The organism is Alloprevotella sp. Lung230, assembly GCF_014385435.1.
Lineage (GTDB): Bacteria > Bacteroidota > Bacteroidia > Bacteroidales > Bacteroidaceae > Alloprevotella.
Genome location: NZ_JACSUD010000001.1, coordinates 402,083 through 424,270, shown reverse-complemented (window position 1 = coordinate 424,270; position 22,188 = coordinate 402,083). Strand labels below are relative to the sequence as shown.

Genomic DNA, 22,188 nt, shown 5'->3' with positions numbered 1-22,188 from the left:
ACTAAGAAACGAGCGAGTTTCTTTCCCTTTCTTTATTCTGCAAAGTCTCAAAGAACTCTCTGTTTGATGTTGCAAAGATAGCGATATAATTCATATAAGCAAAGTATTTACGTTGTTTTTTCAATGAAAATCAACCTTAGACATTTCTAATTCTATAAAATCGCCATTTTAAGGTATTGCATATATCTATGAACAATGGTAATTTTGCAAAATGATAATCAAAAGAATTCTTTTAATCTTCATCATTCTACTTCTGCTGTTTCCCACTGCTAATGCTACTATTTTGAATTTAGTTGTGGGTGATACTATATACCCTACTCGAAAACATGTTTCTTCATTACATAAAACGATAGAACTCGATGAAGTTCAAGTTATTGGACAGCGGAAATTGTTTTCCATAAGAAAAGACACCACGTTTATCAATACTGATTGCCTTCGAGTAAGGAAAGGTGCTAACTTGGAAGACTTAATCAGGAATATTCCGGGCATGGAATACGACAAGGCGAACAGGCAACTATCATTCAAAGGAAAGCCATTGAACGGCGTAAACATCAATGGCGAGACCTTTATGGGCAACGACATTATCGCAGCGTTGGAGAATATGCCAACCGATGCAGTGGAACTACTGAAACTGTATGACATGCTCAGCGCATTGGAGAAAATGACGGGAGTAGATGATGGTGCCGACAATTATGTGCTGGACATCAAGACCAAATCTACCTACAATGGCAGCCTGACAGGAACACTAACGGCTGAACACGGCAATCGCGACAGACGCAGGGATGAGGTACAGGGCAATCTATTCAATGCCGATGGCGAAAACACCTCGCTGACTTTGCGCTCTGACAATCTTAGTAATATGAACATTGGGGGAAACAATTTCCAAAACATATTGTCGGGCAATATCGTGAAGAAATTTGGTAAGAAAATTACGCTCAATGCAAGCCTCTCACTCAATGCCTTCCACAATGGAAGCGAGAATCATGACTATGATGAGCAATATCTTTCATCGGGAACAAAATATCGGGAATCAATGCTGCTTTCCTTGAGCAAGAATCACAGTAATGCCGCAAACATAAATCTGCAGTATAACATAGACAAAAAGACTTTGCTGAATATAAGTGCAAATGGAAACTTCGGACGGTCAGACAACCTGACTGACAACACAACATACCTATATGAGCGCAATACGGCTGCGGACACGCTGACCTCGGGAACGCTGCGAAATAACACAAAAAGCAATGGAAAGAATTACCATGTATCTGCCGACCTCACACGGCGGATTGGCAAGGCTGGGGCATCATTTACCGTGAAGGCGACACTTGGCGGTAACTCGAATGAAACTAATAATACCAGCCTTTCACTGACGAAATTCCACCACCTGCGCAACGCTGTGGGCGGAGATTCACTACTGTTGCGCAATCTTTGCCAACAACTGCCCACCCTGCGCAACGAAAGCAGAATATCATTGCAATATACCCATCCTTTTGGCAAACAGTTGAAATTGCAGACAGGGTACGGACTGCATCACGAAGAGGATAGAAACACAAGCAACACTTACGACTATACTATACCGAATAGACCATACATAGATAGCCTAAGTTATGAGAACACACTATCTATATGTGGGCAGGAACTCACCCTGAGAATGGATTATAAGGGTAAGCAATGGAAGATAAACAGTGGCATTGATGTAGACCACCCGACTTTGAACTACGAAGGATGAAATTTTTCAGGGACAACTTCCAGCATTTCCAAAAAACAGTTTAACCATTGACTTGGAGACAAACAAACAATTTGAGCATTAAGGTTTAAACCGAATTTTTCCGAAATTGACCTGACCTGACTTTTCCTGAAAATCGACTTTAAAGCTGTTTTTACAGATAAATCAGGTTTCTCTAACAGACAGGAAATAAATGCTAAGTATTTGGCTTTAAACTTAAAATCAAAAAATAAGTGTTTTCTTTTAATGTTTAACAGGGCTGATTTGACAGTTGGCGGTGGCAAGAAACTTTCAGGACCTACCTCATAGACAAGTTTCAAATCAAAAAAAGTATGATAGAAAACGGTATATGGATTGTAAAGCTTCCTCGAAAATAACTTTTGTGTAGGTTCTAATTGAAGGACAATGGAACCTCCCAGAAAATTTCCAAGACTCTCAAACATCAGGATTTTGAAAATATCGGAAGTAATGCCATAAGGAATATTTGACACCACTTTGAAAGGAAATTTCGGAACTGCAAAATTCCTAAAATCACAACCGACAACTTGAACATTTCGGGCATCAGAAAATAATTTTCGTAAATGTTCAACCAAAGCTGTGTCGTTTTCAATAGCAACAACATTGTTGGCGATTTTTAATAAATGAACAGTAAGAAACCCCTTGCCTGCCCCAATATCTAAAACCGTATCCTGATTACTTATATTTGCTTGTCTTATTGCATCTTTTATTAGCACTTTATCAATAGTAAAGTGCTGACCCGTAAAACGAACGGGCAATTTCTTTTTTGTCATTAGTAACTTCTTACAGGTGAATACTTCTTGAGTTCAACTTATAAATGCAACTTTTTGGGTGCGGATAATAAGCAATAAAAACATTTATTTTTCAGAGAGGAAAGAGAGACAATGTCCCCCTTTCTCTCACTCTGAATGGATAAAGTTTGCTATCTTTGCTTTAATTGTCCGTCCAAAGAAAAAAAAGTTGCAGATGAGCAAACATATAACCGAGGTACAAAGGTATGCAATTTTCTATGATGTTGCAAATACCGATGAGCAAAAAAGCAATAGCGGAAGCTATCGGAGTAGATAAAAGCACTGTTTACAGGGAGATAAAGCGCAATTGCGACGCCCGAAGTGGTAGCTATAGCATGGAGCTTGCCCAGCGAAAAGCAGACAGGCGCAAGCAGCAAAAACATCGCAAGGAAGTGCTTACACCGGCAATGAGAAAACGGATAATAAAGCTGTTGAAGAAAGGATTCAGCCCGGAGCAGATTGTCGGCAGGAGCCGCTTGGAGGGAATTGCGATGGTATCTCACGAAACGATATATCGCTGGATTTGGGAGGATAAGCGGCGGGGTGGCAAACTGCACAAATATCTTCGCAGACAAGGTCGCAGGTATGCCAAACGTGGTTCTAAAAATGCAGGGCGAGGATTTATCCCAGGCAGGGTGGATATTGATGAGCGTCCCGAGATAGTGGAACTGAAGGAGAGATTTGGTGATTTAGAGATAGATACAATTATTGGTAAGAACCACAAAGGTGCCATTCTTACCATTAACGACAGAGCAACAAGCAGGGTCTGGATACGCAAGTTGTCGGGAAAAGAAGCCATCCCGGTAGCTAAGATTGCAGTATGGGCACTGCGGAAAGTGAAAAACTTAATACACACAATTACGGCTGACAATGGAAAGGAGTTTGCAAAGCACGAGGAAATTGCGCAAAAATTGGAAATAAAATTCTATTTTTGCAAACCATACCACTCATGGGAACGTGGTGCCAATGAAAACACCAACGGGCTTATCAGGCAGTATATCCCAAAGGGTAAGGACTTTAGTGAAGTAACCAACAAACAGATTAAGTGGATTGAAAATAAACTCAATAATCGACCTCGTAAAAGACTTGGATACCTCACGCCAAACGAAAAATTTAAACAAATTATTAATCAGAATTCTGTTGCATTTGCAAGTTGAATTCAGCTTATAATAAGAAAGGAGATGAAGAATTTACTTCCCAACAGGACATTTTATTCCCTAAAGTGTTTGATGTTGATGGCATGCGAGTTTTTATTTATTGGAAACTTCCACATCCTGTGGAAAAGCTCTATCCATATGTTGATTACAAAATACGGAAAATTTCAAAAGATACGTTAGTTATAGGGGATTATACAGACTTTGTGTTTGTTAATGGTCATGGTAATGCCCCAAATCGGGAATTGTCAAAATAAAAAAATAATAAATGTGGGGTAATACTCCAAATCGGGAGTTATTGAAATAATTATCTGATTATCAATGTACTTTCCAAAAGATAAAGTATTAGGGCAGAGTGGAAAAATCGTTGAAACTGGTCCTATGTAATCGTTCAAAGTGACCCTTTTGTATCATCCAAAGAGGGATTGGACATTCGCGGTACGATACGAGTATGGGTGTTATGATTTATCAGCATTCATTCTTCTCTACTCCCAAAGGATTTTGTCAGTTGTACTGCTTGCTGTTGTAGTCTGATGAGAATTTGGGAATAGGTTTCGAGTTTGCCGAGCAGTTGTTGAGCAGTGGCAACAGAATGATAAGTATTGAGGACTTTCACGACTTCGTTGTACAGAACTCCTATCTTATGAGCCAAGGCAACGATTTCTGAGAGTTTCTCCAAGTAAGGTTCTTTTGCAGGGTCTTGGGTGATGACCTTAAAAGATTCACCAAGAAGCCTTGCTCGGACAAAGTCGCTCTTTGTCTTTGCTCCCGACTTGCGATAGAGTCTGATAAGTTTCTGCTGGTCTTCGGAATTAGGTATTCTGATGTGCCATCTGTCCCATCGTGGGCAGGTGGCACATCTGCCGTCTGGCTTCTTTTGTTTTTGCTTCTTCATTGCTTTCTAATCACGACTTTGGAGTGATTTAATCCCCTTTCGGGGCAAGGGTCTTTGTGGTACAAATGGCAATTTGTGGTACAAAGACACACCTTGCTGATGTAGAAAATGGGATTATAAGCCCCTGCTGTGTTACTGCATTCATTGAATACAGTAACTCGGCGTAGGCTTGCATTCGAGGAATGCAGTAATTCAGAGTTTCCTCCATCTTTCCACATCTTCCTTGTATTGGTCGAGGTGTTCCCGCAGTACCTGTTCGACATATCCCGAAACGCTCGCTCCATGCTCACCGATTCTCCGCACCACGAAGTCTAACTTTCGTTGGGTTTCCTCTGATACATACACGGCTTTGCGGTGGCTGTTGCGAAAGGGCTGGAGATATTTCCCCTGAAACTCGGATAATTGCTTTCTGTCCTTTGTTTTTCCCATTCTTTGATGAAATTCTTCGGTAGAAGTAGCCCTTTCTGTTGGCGACAACGCTGTTTCTTGATAGGACGGTTGAGAAAAATCCTTGTTACTCTCCTTGTCATTTTGTTCCTCAACTTTATCAACAGGCTCAAACCTTCTCTTTTCCTCTTCATAATCGAAGGGCTGGTCAAAATCGGGTAACTCTTCGGGCTTGCGGAGCTTAACGCCATAATTTCCCATATCTCTAATGGCTTGTTCCAAGCGTTGTTTCCTTTTTTCATCTATTCTTGCCATAATTTCTTGGGTATCGGGTTATAGTGTTTTTCAAGCATGGCTTGTATGTCGCTCTGCTTGTAGAGTATCTTCCCTCCGATTTTGTAGAAAGGAAGCGTTCCTGAGTTTCTGTACTCTTGGAGCGTGCGTGTGCTGAGCCGTAATTGGCTGCAAACCTCCTCACCCGAAAGGTAAACCTCACCATTCAGCATCGGACGGGCGGTAGAGCAATACCGCTCCAACTTCTTCAAAGTGCCTTCCATCAGTTGTGAAAACAACTGCATCTGAGGGTCTTCCCGCGTAATGATTTCATTCTCTGCCATAATTCATTCATTCTTTGATTTCAATCCTTGACTGCATTCAGCATTTCACAGATGTCGGTCTGTTTGTAATAACACTTATGTCCAATCATGGAGAAAGGGATTTTGCCCGTATCTCGGTATGATTGTAGGGTACGCTTGCTGATGCCTAAACGCTTGCACACGGCTTCGTTGTCGAGCCATTGCTCGGTCTTGGGAGGATTACCGATGAGTTTTTCCACACGATGGATAAAGTCTGCAAATTCGGAGCGATGTCGCTCCCACGCTTTGCGGTCGATGATAATGAGTTTCATTGCCTTAATTTTGTTTTGATTACTTTATTGTTACTCAGCAAACAAACTGTTATGCAGTCCATTGCCGTACTTCTCGGGTGCAAAAGTAACCCCTCGGAAGCACCACTGCAAGAAATGAGGATAAGCAGGGAAATAGAGAGAAAGCAATAGAAAAACAAAGGAAATCCGTCTGTGTTATTGCGGTAATGAGATGAGGTGCCGGCTCGTTCCTTTTATTATCTTGTTGTTTTATCGATAATTCGATAGTTCGACAAATCGAGATGTCGAAGTGTCGATAGATAGTTTTATCGATAGATTATTTTGACGATATATAGTTTTGACAACAGATAGTCATGACAACAAATTGTACAAACAATAGATTGTCCGTATTATCGTCAGTCCTATCTGTTGTTAGTTGTTACGCCTTGCGTCCAAAGAGCCTGAGTATGCCGTATTCTTGTCGTGCCTATACTCTCTACGGCAGCCCAGCCCTGCAAGGTTGGGAGAGATGAATACGACCGCATGGATATAGAAAATGGCAATACCACCTTGAAACAGAGAAATCCTGCGGTGGAGATTCTTCTCTCCATCCGCAGGACTCGACCTTGTCAGGGCAGACAGGCTGCCGTTGTACCTTTGCACGATAAGAAACGGCATCAGGAACTTTGCGTGCGCCGCCTTTGCCTACAACGCCTTCAGGCTTGCTTCCTCCGTCAGTCTGACCGTTGGCAGATTGTTGCTCTCGATGAGCAGCACTATCGTGCCTGTCAGTTCGGTGTAAAGACGGCCGTATTGCTCGTCAGAAGCCAATGTGTCCGTCAAACCGAACTTGTCGAATGTGGCTTGAACAGCCTTGTTCGACAACAGTATAGGTACGAGTTTCTCTGGGAGCGGTGCAGGAAGTTCCCTTTCAAACTCGTTTTCCAACACGGATATAAGCGTATCGTACTTGGAAAAGTGCAAGCCTTGATACAATGCCTCGCTTGCCATGCTCTCCGCTTCAATGTGTGTAAAGCCTTGTGCTACAGCATCGCAGTAAACTGTGAGAGCCATATCTGCCCGTGCAGTGATAAACTCCGTATCTTGCAACTTTTCGGGGTGATGCTCACTCATGTAACTTCTTAACTTCAATCGGAAGTAGGAAAGTTCCTTTTTGTTCTTCTGTTTCATTGTTTTTCTTGTTAAAAAGTTGGACTTCTTTTTTTTGAATCATTCATTACGGCTGTTACATCCCAATTATGGGACTTGACTTTTTCGGTGTTCTTGACGGACACAGCCGTAAGGCTTTACGCAGTACCCTTGTATGCTCACTACCCATCAGGGGTTGCATTTCCTTGGCAATCTTGCTCTTGGTCACCCGTGCATAAATCTCGGTCGTGGAGATGAAGCGATGCCCCAGCATCTTGCTCACCGTCTCTATCGGAAGTCCGTTCTCCAGACAGATGGTCGTGGCAAAGGTGTGCCGTGCGGTGTGCGAGGTCGCTTGAGTATGCGGTGGCAGTCCTGCCTTAATACATATCTCCTGAATAGTTCTATTGAAATTACTGTTGCTGGGAAACTCTCGAAAGAAAAGCCCCTCCCTTCGTCCGTGGCTCACAATGGCGAGTATTTTCTCGGCAACGGGCAGCAACGGGACAATACTTCTGTTCTGTGTCTTTGTTCGACAGAGCGATATGTACCTACGCCCATCCCCGAATGTATAAACATCGTCCATTCGGAGTTTCTTTAAGTCTGAGAATGCCAGCCCCGTGAAACATCCCAAGAGGAAAATAAGTCTGCAATGGTTATCTGTCGAGCGGTGCGGACGGTAAGCCAAGAGTTTTTGCAGGTCGTCCGCCGTAAGTGCATTGCGCTCGTAGGTAGGCGTTTCTATGTCTATGAGTTCAAAAGGGTCTTCACGAACGTATCGCTCCTGCAATGCCTTGCGAATGACCTGATGCAAGTGGCGTAGGCGGTTGCCGACACTGCTTTCCTTGTTTCCCAAGTCCCGAAGCATAAAAAGGCGATAGTCCTCAAGCAAAGTCTTGTCCACCTCTGTGGGCATACAGTCTGCCCTGTCCCTTACTTGCAGGAAATGAACAAAACTCTTGTAGCTGTCCTTAAAAGCCCTGACAGTTGCCTTGCTTAATGTTCTGCCCTGCAATTCCTCCTTGTATTCACAAACGGATTGATATAGCTCCGTAAGTGTTGGCATGGGGCGACTTTGCTGCATATAACGCTCCTTGAGGTATTCCGCCGTGATATAGTTTTCTTCCCTTAATGTACGTTCATAGAGTGAATGCAAGCACTCTTCTATTGAGTTCAGTTGCAGATTGATGCCGCTTGAATTACCTGTTGTCGCCTTGATGCACCCTTTTCGGGCAAGCCACTCGTCGGGGGAAGTTTGCAACTGCGTGGAAAACGATGAGGACGTTCCATTACAGGTGATACGGCAACGGATTACGCATAGTCCGTCTTCATTGGTCTTGCTTCTATCTATGTAGAATAGTATGGCAAATGTACTTTTCATTGTTCTGCGGTTTTAGTTGGTCAGTTGATAATGTGCGAGTTGTGGAAGTATTTTCTCTATGTCCAGAAAGACACGCTCGGGAGATGTCTCCGCATACACTTGCGTGGTTTTGATTTGACTGTGTCCGAGCATTTTGGAAACGCTCTCAATGGACACGCCCTCCGACAGTGTCATCTGAGATGCGAAGGTATGCCGTGCCATGTGATAGGTCAGCGTTTTCTGAATACCGCAAAGCCGTGCTATCTTTTTGAGGTGTATGTTTACCGTGTCGCATCCGGGTATGGGCAGCAGATACCCCTTGGGCGGTTCGTGTCGGAAAGCCCTCGTGTGAATGCCCCGATAACGCTCGATAATGGCAGTGGCTTCGGGAAGTAGGGGGATGTGGCACACGTTGCCCGTCTTTATTCTCGGCTTGCGTATCCAAGTCATTCCCGCTTCGTGAAAGACGTGCTGCTCCGTCAAGTGATACACGTCGGTATAGGAAAGCCCCGTCAGGCAGGAGAAAAGGAACATATCCCTCGACACTTTTTCATAGCCTTGCAATTTATCTTCTCCCAAGGCTGCGATAAGACCTACCTCCTCCCTTGTGATGTAACGTGGAGTACCCACTTCCCAACGAATGGAATGGTTGATGAAGGGATAGGTGTCAATGATGTGCCGTTTATGCAGGTCTTTGAGCAAGGAAGCCAGCATGGAGAGATAGCCAGCCGAAGTGTTGAGCTTGAATCCCTTTTCTTTGGCGAAGTAGTCCTCCAAGTCTTTGATAAAGGCGATGTCGGCTTTCTGCACGGGAATATCCTCCACACGGTAGCGATACCTGACGAAGTTTGCCAGATGCTTGTGAAAGAGCAACAGGCATTTTAGTCTGCGTTCGCTGCGGTCTATGCCCACACGCTCACGGAAGCGGTCGATATACTCGTCTGTATGATGCAGCAGTCCTTGTGACTCACTGTTCAGTCCGAATACAAGCTCCCGTACTCGCTCTGCCGTGATGGGAGCATCGGATTTACCCGAAAGAGACTCATAAACCTTGTGTATGCTCACCTGAAGGCGGTCAAGTTCCTTGTTTACCGATACGGCTTCGGCACTCTTGCCCAGCAGTCGGTTTTTGCGACTGTCCCACAAACGAGGAGTACACGAGCATTTGCAACTGAACTGTACCATAGAGCGTCCTGCGCTGATGCGTCCCATGATGGGACTTTTTCCGTTTTTGTCCTGCGTACCTCTCTTGAGGTAGAAAAGCAGCTTGAATTTTTCTTTTTCCATTGTTTTTTACTTGCAAAATTACACTTCTTTGAGGAACTTTGAACGATGCAAAACATTGATAATGAAAGAGAAAACTCCGTTTTAGTTACCACTTTCAGCCGTCCTTTTCCTTTCATCGTTTTTCGAACGATTTGGTAACTGAACTCCCTCCTTTTCGCTCCCTTTTCTGCCTGTTTCCTATGATGCAACCCTAAGAAGAAACAAGCAATATCCGCTGTATTTCAGTCAGATATGAGTTTTATGCCATTTTCTGCTTTCTACTCCCATACTTCCGCAGAAAATATAGCAACGACCTTGAATTCTTTATTAACAACAAAATGAAAATCTGAAAAAAATGTCAGACAGAAATATAGGAAAGGTTATTTCCGTAGATAGCTTTAGGGTATTCATCAGATTAGATGATGACCTAAAAAGTTTATATAAAAGTGGATATGAGGACATCTACGAAGTCGCTCGTATTAATTCCTATGTGATAATACCTATTGGAGCAGATAGAATTGTTGCTATGGTAACAAGCGTAAGGGCTATAGATGAAACAGAATTAGGAAAAAATAAAGAAGCTATATTCTTGACTAAATCTTCTCGTTTTCTTATTGCCACAATGATAGGAACTATAGAAAATGACGGAAGGTATATTCAAGGAGTTTATAATTATCCTATTCTTGATAATCCTGTCTGGTATGTAGTTCGAGAAGATTTAGATGCTATTTTCGATCAGCAACCTAAGGATAATATAGATTTTTCTGAAGATTATTATCTCCCGATAGGGACCTCACCATCTTTCACCGACTATAAAATAAAAATTAATCCTGATAAATTCTTTGGGAAACATTCAGCCATTTTAGGCAATACTGGTTCAGGAAAGTCCTGTACATTTGCATCTATTATCCAAAGTTTATTTAGTTTTAAATACAATGGACAGTTGCTACAGAGTGCTCATTTCGTTGTGTTTGATACAAATGGAGAATATAAACAAGCTTTTATGGGGACAAAAGAAGTTCCTTATGCCAAATTAAAAGAGGTAAATCCATTTCATATAGATAAGGATGGATTGAAAGTTCCTTTTTGGTTTATGAACTTTTCAGATTTTGATTATTTGTTTACTCCTACTGCCGGTACGCAGACACCGATTTTCAAGAGGGCACTATCCTTATCAAAGAATCAAAGTGTCGCTGTAATAAAAAGAAATATTCCACAAACATATCTATCAAAACTGGAGATTATTAGGAATGAGTGTTTAACTAATAATTTCGTGATAAAAAACACGATATATTCAGAGCTTGAGGATTTTATAAATGAGTTCAGCTCTTTAGAAACAGATTTTGATAAAAATAACATCATATCATCATTGCAGAGATTATTAGAGGAGAAATCTAAACTTAGTAAAAATGGCAACTATTTAAATGGTTGTGTAAGTTCACAGGTTTTATCGGAGTTTAGCGAAAACATAGAAAAAGAATTGTCTACTTACAATCAAACAATCCGTTCACAAGAAACAGCTGAAGAACGTAATATTGATTTGCCGATTTATTTTAACTTTGAGGAATTAATAAATCGTTATTTTGAAGAAGCAATCATTGAACAAGAAAATTCAGGGAATAAACTACGAGAGTTTGTATCCACTCTAAGATTACGTTTACAATCTTACCTTGGAGACGAAAGGTTGTGTCAACCTTTAATGATGGATCAAACTGCAGAAATAGAAAACTCTCTTGCAAAATTTATAGCTTTTGTACTTGGAGATTTCTGTAAAGTGTATTCACAAGAAGATGATGACTTTTTTACGCTATTTTACAAGGACAAAACAAAGGCGGATGACACCAAAAAGGCAAATCAAATCACCATTATAGATATGTCATTGTTGCCTTTTGATGTATTGGAAACAATAACAGGATTGGTAGGGAGACTCATACTTGAGTTTGTTTCTCGTTTTCCCGAAGAAGAACGCGGGAAAATGCCCATAGTTATAGCTTTAGAGGAGGCGCAAAACTACATCCCAGAAAGGAATAGAGGAGATAAGGAGTCTATTTCTAAAAAAGTTTTTGAAAGAATAGCTCGTGAAGGACGAAAATATGGTGTCTCATTATTGATTTCAAGTCAAAGACCATCAGAATTATCTAAAACAGTATTATCGCAATGTAATTCTTTTGTCGTACATCGCTTACAAAATCCTGATGACCAGACTTATGTGCGACAATTAGTTTCAGCAGCTAATAACGATATTTTACAACAATTGCCGATATTGCCACAACAACATGCGATTATAATGGGAGATGCAGTAAGAACTCCTGTACAAGTTCGAATGAATACAGCTAATCCCAGACCCAATAGTAATAATCCAAAGTTCATTGAGAATTGGATTCAAAATCCATCTGATGATTTTCCAGCATACAAGGATATTGCAAAAGCATGGGAAAAAGGAGAAAAAAATAAACACTAATAACGAAAAATAAATCTCGTTTAGAAATGGCTTTTTGTTACTTTTGAGCCGTCTCAACTCACTGTCAAAAGTAACGAGGTGTTTTTCATTAGGGTTTCTTTGCTCCTTTCTTTGTCCGCCCGAAGCTCACGAAAGAAAGGAGCGGTCGGCAAATCTGCCGACCGCTTTACTCCGTCAGTTTTTCTTGAACAGTTATCCATCCCGTCCTGACTTCGGGGTGAGTGGAGAAAGCCCAATTTACCTCCTCATCGGGCAGGGTGCTGTGAATGTTTCCACCCATTACCAATCCGCAATTTTGAATGACCTTTTGCCGTGCTTCCTCCCTGCTCTCGGCAACCACCTCAAACACTCCCTCGAAAATGTATTGTGTCCGTACTCTGTAAACTCTCTTCTTCATATTCTCAAAACTCAACCTTTAATAATCTGTGTTCCATTGGCTCACCATTCGATAACCTGCGGTGGGTAAGCCAAAAATGATGTGTGCCGTAACCATAGGCAAAGAACTTGTCAAGTTCCGTTTCTTCGGCTATCCTCTTGACAGCAGCCCTCAGTTCCTCTTCATTGGCGGATAGGGTAATGGCATTGATTACCCTTACAAGGATATTAGGTATCTCGTCCGCCCAGTTGCATACGATGCTTTCTATTTCTGCTTTCATATCTGTGATGTTTTGGTGATTGTTGCTTATGCTGTCGCCCTCATTCTCTGCCTTATCAATTTGCGGTTGGCATTGACAAGGCTCACGATTTGGTCGTGATATTCCGTGTTCTTGTTGCACACGCCACGACTTTGCACCACTTTGAGCGTATCCAAATTGACTTCAATCGTTTCTATCCGTCTGCCCTCAATGGTTGCCGAAAGTATCAGCGAGTTCTCTTTGAGGTAGTACTCGTTGGAGAATACGCAATGGTGCATTGCCGTTCCCTCCTCCAAATGCTCCTGTACACTCTCCAATACGTGGACTTGGATTATGCCGTCCGTGAAACGGATACCGAAGAACTTGGATTTGAGTTCTTGAAAACGCTCCTCGTCCTCCATTGCCTTTTTGCGTTTCCTCTCTATTTCCTCCTTTTCTCTCTGTTTGCGAAGTTCGCTTTGTCTGCGGTCGTGTTCCCTATGCAGGTCGGTGGGGCAAACATATTTCGGGCTGTGTGTGTCCTTGTCCAATCTGCGGAGCATATCCACATAGTCGCACCATATAGAAATGTCCTCTATGTCATAGCCGTTTCGAGTGGCAACCTTATAGGACTGCCAACAAGTGTCAAATGTCCTTGAATTGTTGAGGAAGTATTTCAGACGCTCGGTTCTGCCTGCTTTCAGCAAGGTTTCTGCTCTGCTGTCGGACAATATGGAGGGGATAAAGATTGTCGGAGCTATGTCGTGAAAATCATTCTCAAATCCATTCCTGCGGAGTGTGTCTGTAACCTTGAACTTGGGATATATCTGTGAGTACGATATATGGCGGTAGGCTTCGTTATCGTTGCGTACTGCCATAGGCGAACAGAAAGAAAAGGTGTCAATGTATCTGCCTAATGTTCGTTGAACGGCTATTACTGATTGCCGTCCTTGTGCGTTCCACCAATATTGACCGATTTCTATAACATAGGGCATAGCCTTGCAGCCTTTCTCCATTTCCACAGAAAGAAGAAACATTCTTAGTACTTGGTATTCTCCACAAGCGGTAAGTATCGTAAAGTACTGCTTCTGCCTAATCTTGCGTTCAAAGGTTTCCTTGACCTGCAATCTTGCCCCACAATGGGGGCAGGTACAAGTGTCCGTTGCCTTTTCCATTGTCCAACTATGCCCACAATCCATACACGTTGTGCGACCTTTGGGCAGTCGGTAGGCGAAATGGTCTATGCACTCACGGAATGCCCATTTGCTCTGTGTCTTGGTTATCGGGCGAAGGTGCTTGCTCTCGGCAAGGACTACCTTCTCAAACTTATTTCTTGGTTTCATAATCTATCCTCCTTGTTTTATTCGTTGCGAAATACATAGCCGTCCTTATACCAAAAGTCCGTGTCGAAAAGGTCATCGGCATATTTTGAGAAGTCAAAGTATATCAGTGCAAAATCAGATAATTCATTCTCCATTTTTGCAATTTCCTCCGCAAAATCCTCCCTGCTTGCATAACTGCCCATATAGGCGGATTGGAAAGACTTTACAAGGCTGTATGCGTCTTGGGTTAGTTTGATGTTGTTTCCGTCCGCCCATACCCAAAAGGCATCTTTCTCTGTGTTGTTCAGTCTGTCCAACTCGTCCCGAAGTTCAAAGAAGTTTTCCTCCAAATACCCCTCGTCTATCAGACCATCGGGGATTTCCTCCCACGTTTGGAACATATATTCGGGTCCTTCCTCGTCCTCGTGTATCTCGGCACAACGCTCCATAAAGTCATCCAAATCGTAAAAGTCCGAAAGTTCCACCCATTCGCCTTGCAATGAGCCGTTGTTGTACTTGGCATAAGTGCCTACATAGATGCGTGCTTCGCTTAAATCCATTGTTTCCATTTTCCTTTCGTTGTTTAAGGAGTTAAAACTCGAATAGTGAGGGTTGTGATGCGATTTCCGTTGTCTCCGCTTTCTTCGGTTTTGCGTTTCGGCTTTTAATTTTAGAAAGTTCCTCACACTGGTACTGCTCTACGGCTCTCTGTCTGGCTTCCGCCTTCTCCTCCTCCGTGAGTTCGATGGTGTGGTTTACCACCACTTTGCAGGAATTGGGCTTGCCGACCTCTATGTCGTCTTCATCATAGTAATGCACTGCCATAGAATAGATTTCATCGTCCGAAAATCCCGAACAACCGCTTTTCTGTACCTCGCTGAGGATATAGGTTACACACTCGTCTATGTTCTTGTTTTCCTTACGGAAACTCTCTGCAAAGAGTTCATCGTATGATGCTCGGTTCTCCAAATAACATTGGATTACGCTTTTGAAATGTTCTGTACCTTTCATTGTCTTTTATGTTTTAATCAGTTGAATAATGTTCCGTCTGATAGGAACTCATAATCGTTTGCTTCGCAACTCTCGGCAAAGGCTTCCTCGCTGAATTGATATTCCATATCGTCCCTGCAAGCCTTGAAAAATCCGTCCAAGCACCTGTCCATAAGTTCGTAAAGGGTGGTGTCATCGGGGGCTTTCAGAAAATCATATATGGGTTTTAAGATTTCATAGTCTATGCAGTAGCCAGTCAGCACACAATCGTCCGAAACAAACACACGGCTCTTGCGTTTCTTCTTGTAGTTTCCGCTCCAATAAGTCTTGGGTGGATACAAGTCGTTCCAATAGTTATTGACAAGGTATTTCAGAAGTCTTGTCCCTTTCATATTGTTTTCCTCCTCGCTGTAATGGGAAATGAAACGATAGGTGTAGGTACAACTGTCGTATGACCATCTTTCCGCCTTGATATTGAAAATCCGTTCAAAGGCTTGCAATGTGGCTCGGTTCTCTCTGTCCCAAGCATAGTCGCAATGTTCTGCCCAATGGCTGTGTGCCTTTGCTTGTACCTCCCTTGTCAGTTCGTGGAGGTTATATACCTCGTATGTTCTTGTTTCCGTTCTCATATCTGTTCAGTGTTATCGGGTTTATTGTTGATGATGTCTTCTCCATTGTCCGTAAACACCTCGATAGTCGGTTTCCCTCCGTTTTCCTCTACGGATAGACTTTCGGAGGTGTCATACAAGGTCTCTCCGTCTGTGATGATGATATTCTCATCATCCTCAAAGCAAAGCACGTCCTCTCCCTGCCACGACTTGACAATGGCAACGGCTTCTTCGTAACTCTCGGCTTTTACATCAAAGTGGGTACGTTCCCAACAAGTAACCTTTCTGTCTTGATAAAAATTGAATTTTTCCATTATTCTTACTTTTAGATGGTTGCTAAAATGATTTCTTGGATATGAATAGGTTCGACCTCTGAAAAGAGATAGGAGATAAATTCCTTTCTGTCTCTCCGATTGAGTTCCTTGAATAATTCTCCAAAGGCGGAGATATTTCCGTTGAGGTAAACCGATACCATATACTCGAAGATATTGTCCACCTCATAGTATCTGCATTGCTGTGCGATAGTTTTGCTTCTTCTTTTCATATATGAGCGTATTTAAGAAATGAGTAACCAAAGTATTGCCCCGATGATGAGGGCATAAGTCAGAATGTACACTGCGATAGCCAAAGCGATGGTAAGGAGTAACCGAACGAGGAATTTTCCTGCACATATCCCTGCCAGCCAAAGCCAAACGCTTCCGCCACAAAGGAGAGAGCCTGCAAGTGCAAGTGCCACCCAAATTGATATTTTGTATCTCAGTTTCATCTTGTCTGATTTTTTTTGATTTTATGCGGATTCCAGAGGTGAGGGAGTTTGAGTTTCAACTTTTTCTTTTTCCCTGCTTCTCGCATATCCGACATTTTTTTTATGCGTCTTTCCGTCGGGTCGGTCGTTTTCGTTTCAGTGGCGTAAAAAGGTAGGGCTTAGGACAAACAAGGTTTTACGGCGAGAATACTACCTGCAATGAAATGGAAGTGTGGAGATTGTCGTCTAAACGGCTTGCCGCCCCGACCTTTTTTGTCCGTAAAAGCCCGGAACTACCTTTGCCGCTGACAACGAACAACCGATCCCGACATGATACACGGGCATAAGTGGAGGATGTGCAAGGAGAGAAGCAGGGCGAGAACAAAAAACGCAGTCTTCGGAGACTGCATTTCATCATAAGAATAGAATACTCGGAAAACAAAAAGCCACCCCAACGGACGGCTCTACAAAAATAATTTGGAGAAAATTCTTTTTTCTCACGATATACCCTTATCTTTGCAACAGGTTATTCGAGTTATGCAAAGCGTTGTATATCATTGTTGAAGATAGGTCGCTAAATCATTACCTACTGCATTTCATAACTCATTAGGCTATTGAATGCCAATCATTTGAACCTAAATGATAGATTTTTTGCTAAAAAATGTTGTATGTGCTGGGGGGCAATAGTATATAGACATCTCACCCTGAAAATCCGCCACTTGACCTCGGGTTTAACACGACTTTAACACTTCGGAGGACGAAGAGGAGAAAGAGGGACGAAGATGGGAAGAAAGCAAATCTATCTCAGAGGTGGTTTTTTCTATCTCCCATGCAGATGAAACTATCTCTGAGTTTTTTCTGACCGGATGAGGAGATTGAGTGAGGACGTGCAAATCATCCGAAATCATCCGGAAAATGCCTCGTGCGCGTATTCTCCTACACTATATGTTGCTATTTTTTCCTTCATTGCCTTCACCTTTGTTGGAAAAGTGTTCATCCTCAGAGGGTTGTGGGTGAAGGCAACATCGTGCCGTGTGTCCTCGAAGGTCCTGCCGGAGGTGAAGGCAAAAGGGACGGTTGCCTTCACCCGCAAAAGGTTATCTTTCAGGAGGTTGCAACGGATGGTGAAGGAGTGAAGGCAAAAAGCACGACCTATAATAGTGTATACGCGCGCGAGGAGAAACCGCGGGACGTCGGCGCTGCCTCAAGAAACTGCGTAGCGCTCGGCGGTGAGACGGGCGATGCGCACAATCACTTCGGCAGCCTTCTCGAGGTTGGGAATGGGCAGGAACTCGTGAGGGCCGTGGAAGTTCAAGCCGCCGGCGAAGATGTTGGGACAAGGCAAACCCATGAACGAGAGTTGCGCTCCATCCGTTCCGCCACGAATGGGGCGAACGATGGGAGTGATTCCCACTTCAAGCATCGCTTCGTGGGCAATGTCGATGATGTGCTGCTGAGGCTCCACTTTCTCACGCATATTATAATAGCTGTCGGTGATGTCCACACGGATGCGCTCCTCCCCGAGTTGGGCATTCATGCCGCGCACCAAACTGCGGAGCATGGTCTTGCGCTCTTCAAAGCGCGTGCGGTCGTGGTCGCGGATGATGTAGGTAAGGCCGGCTTTCTCCACACCCCCTTCTATGCCGATGAGGTGGAAGAAGCCTTCATAGCCTTCCGTCTTTTCAGGCACTTCTTCCAGCGGCATGCGGCGTGCCAGTTCAGTGGCGAGCAGGGCGGCATTGATCATCTTGTCTTTGGCATAGCCGGGGTGGACGCTCACGCCGGTGATGTCGATTCGTGCCGTGGCAGCGTTGAAGTTCTCATATTCGAGTTCGCCCAACTCACTGCCGTCCATAGTATATGCCCAGGCGCAATCAAATTTGGGCACGTCGAACCGATGTGCACCGCGGCCGATTTCCTCATCGGGATTAAAACCGACACGGATGCGGCCGTGCTTGATTTCGGGATGGGACAGGAGGTGCTCCATGGCCGATACGATTTCGGCAATGCCGGCTTTGTCGTCGGCGCCTAAGAGAGTGTGTCCGTCCGTAACGATGAGGTCTTCGCCCTTGTGGCGGAGGAGTTCGGGAAATTTCTCCACAGGGGTCACGATGCCCGCTTCGGCATCGAGCACAATGTCTGTGCCATCGTAATTGCGCACGATGCGCGGACGGACGTTGGCTCCCGAACAGTCGGGGCTGGTGTCCATGTGGGCGATAAAGCCGATGGTCGGCACCTCGTGGGCTACATTCGAGGGCAGGGTGGCATAAACATAGCCTTGCGCATCCATTTCCACCTCGGAAAGACCGAGGGTTTGGAGTTCTTGTACGAGATATTCGGCAAGGCGAAATTGCTTGTCGGTACTGGGGCAGCTATCGCTGTTGTCGTTGCTTTGCGTGTCGAAACTCACGTATTTCAGAAAGCGGTCTACAATGGAAGTCATGTTGCAGTTGGTTTTTGGGGTGTGAAGAAAAGTGGAACTGCCATAAGCAGAAAGGCGTTCCAACGACAAAAATACTACATTCTTTTGGCTTTTCGCGCATTTTTGAGTACATTTGCGCATCAAACACCTCAAAATGATGACCATGAAAAAGAGATTTCTCACGTTCTCCCTCTTTTCTCTCCTGACGATGGGGGTGATGGCACAAGTGGCCAACGTGTCGCCCATCCCGCAGAGCGTAACCACCACCGGCACTTTCTTTGAAGCGCCCAAACAGTGGCGCATTACGTCCGACCGTGCCCGAACAAGTTCTTATGCCCTCACGGCTGTGAGCGAATTGGGTGTAGAATTGACGCCGCGTGCCAAATTTCGCGTCACGCTGGGCGTGGTGGGCGACAAGTCGGTGAGCAAAGTGCAAAAACTGGTGCCGGAGAAGGCCGAAGGCTACTATATGGCCGTGGGTCCTAAGGGCATCGTCATTGCCGGTCGTGATGAGCGCGGCCTCTACTACGGCGTGCAGACCCTGCGCCGGATGGCTGCCAAGGGCAAACTCGAAACGTGCACGCTCCAAGACTGGCCGGATGTGCCTTTCCGAGGGGCGATTGAGGGCTTCTACGGACAGCCTTGGAGCCATGAGCACCGCCTCCGCCAACTCGATTTCTACGGCCACAACAAGATGAATGTCTACATCTATGGCCCGAAGGACGACCCCTATCACCGCGACCACTGGCGCGATCCTTACCCCACGCGTGAAGCGCAGCAACTGCAAGAGCTCAATGAGCGTGCGAAATTGCGGGGCGTCAATTTCTACTGGGCCATTCACCCCGGGGTGGACATCAAGTGGAACGACGAGGACCGCCAAAACCTTGTTCAGAAACTCGAACGGATGTACGGCCTCGGCATTCGCTCCTTTGCCGTCTTCTTCGATGATATCTGGGGCGAAGGGGCAAAAGGCGAAAAGCAAGCCGCCTTGCTTAACTATGTCGACTCCGTGTTTGTCAAAAAACATGGCGACATTGCCCCCCTCCTTCTCTGTCCTACAGAGTACAACCGCGCTTGGAGCCGCAATGACAGCCCCTACCTTGCCGCACTGGGCAATGGGCTGAACAAAGGCATCGAAGTAATGTGGACGGGCAACTCCGTGGTGCATACCATCGACAAAGAGGGTATGGAATGGATCAACCAACGCATCAAACGCAAGGGCTACATTTGGTTTAACTTCCCCGTCAACGACTTTGTGCGCGACCACATCCTCCTCGGCCCGACCTATGGTAATGGCTTGGACATTGCCGACGATTTGAGCGGCTTTGTGAGCAATCCGATGCAGTATGCCGAATCGTCGAAGATAGCCCTGTTCAGTATTGCCGACTATACGTGGAACATGAAGCACTACGATTGGAAAGCATCGTGGCGGCGTGCCATTATTGACCTGCTGCCGTCCGACTCCATCGCGCTGCTTACTTTTGCTTCCTACAACGAAGACCTCGGTCCGAACGGCCATGGTTTCCGACGCGATGAAAGCCGACAACTTGAAGCCCTCGAAAAGCGCATCAAGGCTGTTGCCGATGGAGAAGTGGACAGAGAGGCTGTTCAAGAACTCTCCCAAACGTGTTTTGAACTCGGCACTGCCTGCGACCTCCTGCTCAACAATACCGAAAATCCGTGGCTCATCAACGAACTGCGCCCTTGGCTCGTACAGGGCAAACTCATCGCGCAATATGGTGGGGTGGTGTGTAAGGCCGCTCGCTATGTGAACCAGATTACGGCTGTTGATGCTGCCACTTACAATCCCGACGACCTCTACACGTTCTACAGTCTTTATCGTCAGGCGCAATCGTTGCGCAAGCAGATGTATGAGAACGAGGTGGACAAACACCAACTCCACACCTATCAAACCGGTACCAAACTCGCCACTCTCCGCCTGATGCCGATGCTCGATCGCCTCATGAGCAGAGTTTGCAGAAACCATGGCTACGAACCTATCTCTGCCTACGCGCCATTCACCATTGAAAGCAACGTAGGGCAACTGCGTCAACTCCCCATTTCGCTCTATGGCGGAGAAGCCAAAATCACCCCTTCCAACGAGGTCATCAAGTGGCCGGCCGGCGCACAATTCACCATCGTCGGCGACCGCCCCTTCACCCTCACCGGTATGGACTTCAACCTTGGCGTCAACGAGATTGCCGGTAAGTTCCGCCTCGACTGCCTTCTCGAAGACGGTACGTGGAAGACGGTTTCCATCCTCCACTACAAGCCCACCGACCCCGTCATCCACACCGGCAACGAACTGAGCGGCCTTACTGTCAAAGCGTTTCGTCTCACCAATATCTCGGGTGCAGACGTGGAGTGCTACTTCCGCCACTTCAAATTCAACAAGCAATAAGTGGGTGTTCCTACTTATTAAGTACACAAAAAGGGTGCACCGCTTTGCAAAACAGAAATAAAGCGCTAATTTTGCACACCTACTGAGCTACGATTAATTTTGAACATCTACTCCGAACAGAAACAAAACAACTCAATTATGCAAGAAACCCTTCTCGCCATTGCCGGCAAGCCCGGTCTCTACAAACTCGTTGCACGTGGCAACGGCAACCTCATTGTCGAAGCCATCGACGAAACCCACCGCCGCCTTCCCGCCGGAGCACGCGACCGCGTCACCTCCCTCGCTGATGTGTCGATGTACACCGAAGCCGAGGACGTTTCGCTCATGCTCGTCTTCCAGAACATCAGCGATGCCCTCAATGGCGCTCCCACCGAATTTTCTCACAAAACCGCTACCGAAGCGCAGCTCACCGACTTCATGGACAACATTGCCCTCCCCGCCTGGGATCGCGACCGCGTCCACTTGAGCGACATCCGCAAACTCGTGCAGTGGTACAACCTCCTCGCCAAAGCCGGCTACAAAGATTTCTACACGGCTCCCGCCACCGAAGAAACTCCTGAATCCGCTGCCGCTCCTGCCGAAGAGGCATAAATCTTGGCCGCAAGGCATCCATCTTTCTTTAAGGCGGTCGAAAGCCGCACAATTATCCCCGAACCACACTGATGTGGCTCGGGGATTTTTCTTGCTTGTAGCTCTTCCTTTCTCGGGCAGCGTTATCTCCCGATAGCGTCGCAAAGTCATCTATGAACGTCGCAAAGTCAACTACGAACGTCGGAAACTTCATTACAACAAAGAAATTCTTTAATTCAAGGTTTGGTTGATATAAACCAAAGTTTGAATTACATAAACCAAACCTTGAATTATATAAACCAAACCTTGGTTTATAGTTTGCGCGTGACCTAACGAAGTTTGCACGCTTCGGAGAAAACTTTTGCCCCTTTGAGTAGATGTTCAGAAATGGTTGACGTCCGATTTCCACCTTTTTAGATGGAAATCTTTGTTGTGTCTTCCTCGAAG

Annotated in this window: 23 protein-coding genes and 1 pseudogene; 6 read left to right on the top strand and 18 right to left on the bottom strand. The window is 45.0% G+C overall.

All coding sequences use genetic code 11. The annotated features are described in order from the left end of the window. Nucleotides 1-211: 211 nt before the first annotated feature. Nucleotides 212-1,726: a hypothetical protein gene (locus H8527_RS01645; protein ID WP_004378882.1), complete on the top strand. Its 1,515-nt coding sequence runs from the start codon at nt 212-214 to the stop codon at nt 1,724-1,726. Here H8527_RS01645 and erm(F) read toward each other — a convergent pair. After that, entirely contained in the window at nt 1,714-2,514 is an 801-nt protein-coding gene (erm(F), locus tag H8527_RS01640) for a 23S rRNA (adenine(2058)-N(6))-methyltransferase Erm(F) (protein ID WP_002682030.1), read from the bottom strand. The genes H8527_RS01645 and erm(F) overlap by 13 nt on opposite strands. Nucleotides 2,515-2,707: 193 nt before the next feature. On the opposite strand from erm(F), the pseudogene H8527_RS01635 reads away from it, so the two are divergent. Both H8527_RS01635 and H8527_RS01630 read left to right on the top strand, forming a co-directional pair. Beyond that, nucleotides 2,708-3,689: pseudogene (locus tag H8527_RS01635) on the top strand (IS30-like element IS4351 family transposase). Beyond that, nucleotides 3,686-3,943, top strand: a complete 258-nt coding sequence (locus tag H8527_RS01630; protein WP_004359029.1) for a hypothetical protein — start codon at nt 3,686-3,688, stop codon at nt 3,941-3,943. The pseudogene H8527_RS01635 and the gene H8527_RS01630 overlap by 4 nt, the downstream one beginning before the upstream one ends. Nucleotides 3,944-4,161: 218 nt before the next feature. Here H8527_RS01630 and H8527_RS01625 read toward each other — a convergent pair whose 3' ends face one another. From H8527_RS01625 to H8527_RS01595, 7 genes are all read right to left on the bottom strand, one after another. Further along, nucleotides 4,162-4,581 carry a hypothetical protein gene (locus H8527_RS01625; protein ID WP_004359027.1) on the bottom strand — a complete coding sequence of 140 codons (420 nt, stop codon included), beginning with the start codon at nt 4,579-4,581 and terminating at the stop codon, nt 4,162-4,164. Between the two features lie 192 nt (nt 4,582-4,773). Continuing rightward, entirely contained in the window at nt 4,774-5,283 is a 510-nt protein-coding gene (locus H8527_RS01620) for a DUF3408 domain-containing protein (protein WP_004359024.1), read from the bottom strand. Next, entirely contained in the window at nt 5,271-5,585 is a 315-nt protein-coding gene (locus tag H8527_RS01615; protein ID WP_004359023.1) for a helix-turn-helix domain-containing protein, read from the bottom strand. Before H8527_RS01615 ends, H8527_RS01620 begins: the two co-directional genes overlap by 13 nt. Before the next feature lie 20 nt (nt 5,586-5,605). Continuing rightward, nucleotides 5,606-5,875: a helix-turn-helix domain-containing protein gene (locus tag H8527_RS01610; protein ID WP_004359021.1), complete on the bottom strand. Its 270-nt coding sequence runs from the start codon at nt 5,873-5,875 to the stop codon at nt 5,606-5,608. Nucleotides 5,876-6,538: 663 nt separating this feature from the next. After that, nucleotides 6,539-7,024: a DUF1896 domain-containing protein gene (locus H8527_RS01605; protein WP_004359020.1), complete on the bottom strand. Its 486-nt coding sequence runs from the start codon at nt 7,022-7,024 to the stop codon at nt 6,539-6,541. Nucleotides 7,025-7,079: 55 nt separating this feature from the next. Beyond that, nucleotides 7,080-8,363, bottom strand: coding sequence for a site-specific integrase (locus H8527_RS01600; RefSeq protein WP_004378883.1), 1,284 nt, complete (start codon nt 8,361-8,363; stop codon nt 7,080-7,082). A 12-nt stretch (nt 8,364-8,375) separates the two neighbouring features. Then, nucleotides 8,376-9,629 carry a site-specific integrase gene (locus H8527_RS01595; RefSeq protein ID WP_004359018.1) on the bottom strand — a complete coding sequence of 418 codons (1,254 nt, stop codon included), beginning with the start codon at nt 9,627-9,629 and terminating at the stop codon, nt 8,376-8,378. Nucleotides 9,630-9,963: 334 nt separating this feature from the next. Here H8527_RS01595 and H8527_RS01590 point away from each other — a divergent pair, with 334 nt between their 5' ends. Further along, on the top strand, nt 9,964-12,069 hold the full coding sequence (locus tag H8527_RS01590) for an ATP-binding protein (protein ID WP_187545052.1): 2,106 nt from the start codon (nt 9,964-9,966) through the stop codon (nt 12,067-12,069). Nucleotides 12,070-12,235: 166 nt separating this feature from the next. On the opposite strand, the gene H8527_RS01585 is transcribed toward H8527_RS01590, so the two are convergent. From H8527_RS01585 to pepT, 10 genes are all read right to left on the bottom strand, one after another. Beyond that, nucleotides 12,236-12,466, bottom strand: coding sequence for a hypothetical protein (locus H8527_RS01585; RefSeq protein ID WP_187545050.1), 231 nt, complete (start codon nt 12,464-12,466; stop codon nt 12,236-12,238). A 4-nt stretch (nt 12,467-12,470) separates the two neighbouring features. After that, on the bottom strand, nt 12,471-12,725 hold the full coding sequence (locus H8527_RS01580) for a hypothetical protein (protein WP_187545048.1): 255 nt from the start codon (nt 12,723-12,725) through the stop codon (nt 12,471-12,473). Between the two features lie 26 nt (nt 12,726-12,751). Further along, nucleotides 12,752-14,026: a PcfJ domain-containing protein gene (locus tag H8527_RS01575; protein ID WP_187545047.1), complete on the bottom strand. Its 1,275-nt coding sequence runs from the start codon at nt 14,024-14,026 to the stop codon at nt 12,752-12,754. A 17-nt stretch (nt 14,027-14,043) separates the two neighbouring features. Next, on the bottom strand, nt 14,044-14,574 hold the full coding sequence (locus tag H8527_RS01570; RefSeq protein WP_187545045.1) for an antirestriction protein ArdA: 531 nt from the start codon (nt 14,572-14,574) through the stop codon (nt 14,044-14,046). A 22-nt stretch (nt 14,575-14,596) separates the two neighbouring features. Continuing rightward, nucleotides 14,597-15,016: a PcfK-like family protein gene (locus tag H8527_RS01565; RefSeq protein WP_187545043.1), complete on the bottom strand. Its 420-nt coding sequence runs from the start codon at nt 15,014-15,016 to the stop codon at nt 14,597-14,599. Nucleotides 15,017-15,033: 17 nt separating this feature from the next. Continuing rightward, the gene (locus H8527_RS01560; RefSeq protein WP_187545041.1) at nt 15,034-15,624 is read right to left on the bottom strand and encodes a hypothetical protein; all 591 of its coding nucleotides are present in this window, start codon (nt 15,622-15,624) and stop codon (nt 15,034-15,036) included. After that, on the bottom strand, nt 15,621-15,917 hold the full coding sequence (locus tag H8527_RS01555) for a hypothetical protein (protein ID WP_187545038.1): 297 nt from the start codon (nt 15,915-15,917) through the stop codon (nt 15,621-15,623). Before H8527_RS01555 ends, H8527_RS01560 begins: the two co-directional genes overlap by 4 nt. An 11-nt stretch (nt 15,918-15,928) precedes the next feature. Then, nucleotides 15,929-16,147, bottom strand: coding sequence for a hypothetical protein (locus tag H8527_RS01550; protein WP_187545036.1), 219 nt, complete (start codon nt 16,145-16,147; stop codon nt 15,929-15,931). 12 nt (nt 16,148-16,159) lie between these two features. Continuing rightward, the gene (locus H8527_RS09995; RefSeq protein ID WP_370539212.1) at nt 16,160-16,369 is read right to left on the bottom strand and encodes a hypothetical protein; all 210 of its coding nucleotides are present in this window, start codon (nt 16,367-16,369) and stop codon (nt 16,160-16,162) included. A gap of 1,183 nt (nt 16,370-17,552) precedes the next feature. Further along, on the bottom strand, nt 17,553-18,791 hold the full coding sequence (gene pepT, locus H8527_RS01545; RefSeq protein WP_187545034.1) for a peptidase T: 1,239 nt from the start codon (nt 18,789-18,791) through the stop codon (nt 17,553-17,555). A gap of 142 nt (nt 18,792-18,933) precedes the next feature. Between pepT and H8527_RS01540 the strand changes: the two genes are divergently transcribed. Beyond that, nucleotides 18,934-21,171: a beta-N-acetylglucosaminidase domain-containing protein gene (locus tag H8527_RS01540; RefSeq protein ID WP_187545033.1), complete on the top strand. Its 2,238-nt coding sequence runs from the start codon at nt 18,934-18,936 to the stop codon at nt 21,169-21,171. A 138-nt stretch (nt 21,172-21,309) separates the two neighbouring features. After that, nucleotides 21,310-21,762, top strand: a complete 453-nt coding sequence (locus H8527_RS01535; protein WP_187545031.1) for a DUF5606 domain-containing protein — start codon at nt 21,310-21,312, stop codon at nt 21,760-21,762. Nucleotides 21,763-22,188 lie beyond the last annotated feature (426 nt).

Excerpts from the sequence above, each read along its gene's own strand:
- H8527_RS01645 (WP_004378882.1), top strand. The coding sequence starts at position 212 with ATGATAATCAAAAGAATTCTTTTAATCTTCATCATTCTACTTCTGCTG.
- H8527_RS01625 (WP_004359027.1), bottom strand. The coding sequence starts at position 4,581 with ATGAAGAAGCAAAAACAAAAGAAGCCAGACGGCAGATGTGCCACCTGC.
- H8527_RS01620 (WP_004359024.1), bottom strand. The coding sequence starts at position 5,283 with ATGGCAAGAATAGATGAAAAAAGGAAACAACGCTTGGAACAAGCCATT.
- H8527_RS01615 (WP_004359023.1), bottom strand. The coding sequence starts at position 5,585 with ATGGCAGAGAATGAAATCATTACGCGGGAAGACCCTCAGATGCAGTTG.
- H8527_RS01610 (WP_004359021.1), bottom strand. The coding sequence starts at position 5,875 with ATGAAACTCATTATCATCGACCGCAAAGCGTGGGAGCGACATCGCTCC.
- H8527_RS01605 (WP_004359020.1), bottom strand. The coding sequence starts at position 7,024 with ATGAAACAGAAGAACAAAAAGGAACTTTCCTACTTCCGATTGAAGTTA.
- H8527_RS01600 (WP_004378883.1), bottom strand. The coding sequence starts at position 8,363 with ATGAAAAGTACATTTGCCATACTATTCTACATAGATAGAAGCAAGACC.
- H8527_RS01595 (WP_004359018.1), bottom strand. The coding sequence starts at position 9,629 with ATGGAAAAAGAAAAATTCAAGCTGCTTTTCTACCTCAAGAGAGGTACG.
- H8527_RS01590 (WP_187545052.1), top strand. The coding sequence starts at position 9,964 with ATGTCAGACAGAAATATAGGAAAGGTTATTTCCGTAGATAGCTTTAGG.
- H8527_RS01585 (WP_187545050.1), bottom strand. The coding sequence starts at position 12,466 with ATGAAGAAGAGAGTTTACAGAGTACGGACACAATACATTTTCGAGGGA.
- H8527_RS01580 (WP_187545048.1), bottom strand. The coding sequence starts at position 12,725 with ATGAAAGCAGAAATAGAAAGCATCGTATGCAACTGGGCGGACGAGATA.
- H8527_RS01575 (WP_187545047.1), bottom strand. The coding sequence starts at position 14,026 with ATGAAACCAAGAAATAAGTTTGAGAAGGTAGTCCTTGCCGAGAGCAAG.
- H8527_RS01570 (WP_187545045.1), bottom strand. The coding sequence starts at position 14,574 with ATGGAAACAATGGATTTAAGCGAAGCACGCATCTATGTAGGCACTTAT.
- H8527_RS01565 (WP_187545043.1), bottom strand. The coding sequence starts at position 15,016 with ATGAAAGGTACAGAACATTTCAAAAGCGTAATCCAATGTTATTTGGAG.
- H8527_RS01560 (WP_187545041.1), bottom strand. The coding sequence starts at position 15,624 with ATGAGAACGGAAACAAGAACATACGAGGTATATAACCTCCACGAACTG.
- H8527_RS01555 (WP_187545038.1), bottom strand. The coding sequence starts at position 15,917 with ATGGAAAAATTCAATTTTTATCAAGACAGAAAGGTTACTTGTTGGGAA.
- H8527_RS01550 (WP_187545036.1), bottom strand. The coding sequence starts at position 16,147 with ATGAAAAGAAGAAGCAAAACTATCGCACAGCAATGCAGATACTATGAG.
- H8527_RS09995 (WP_370539212.1), bottom strand. The coding sequence starts at position 16,369 with ATGAAACTGAGATACAAAATATCAATTTGGGTGGCACTTGCACTTGCA.
- pepT (WP_187545034.1), bottom strand. The coding sequence starts at position 18,791 with ATGACTTCCATTGTAGACCGCTTTCTGAAATACGTGAGTTTCGACACG.
- H8527_RS01540 (WP_187545033.1), top strand. The coding sequence starts at position 18,934 with ATGAAAAAGAGATTTCTCACGTTCTCCCTCTTTTCTCTCCTGACGATG.
- H8527_RS01535 (WP_187545031.1), top strand. The coding sequence starts at position 21,310 with ATGCAAGAAACCCTTCTCGCCATTGCCGGCAAGCCCGGTCTCTACAAA.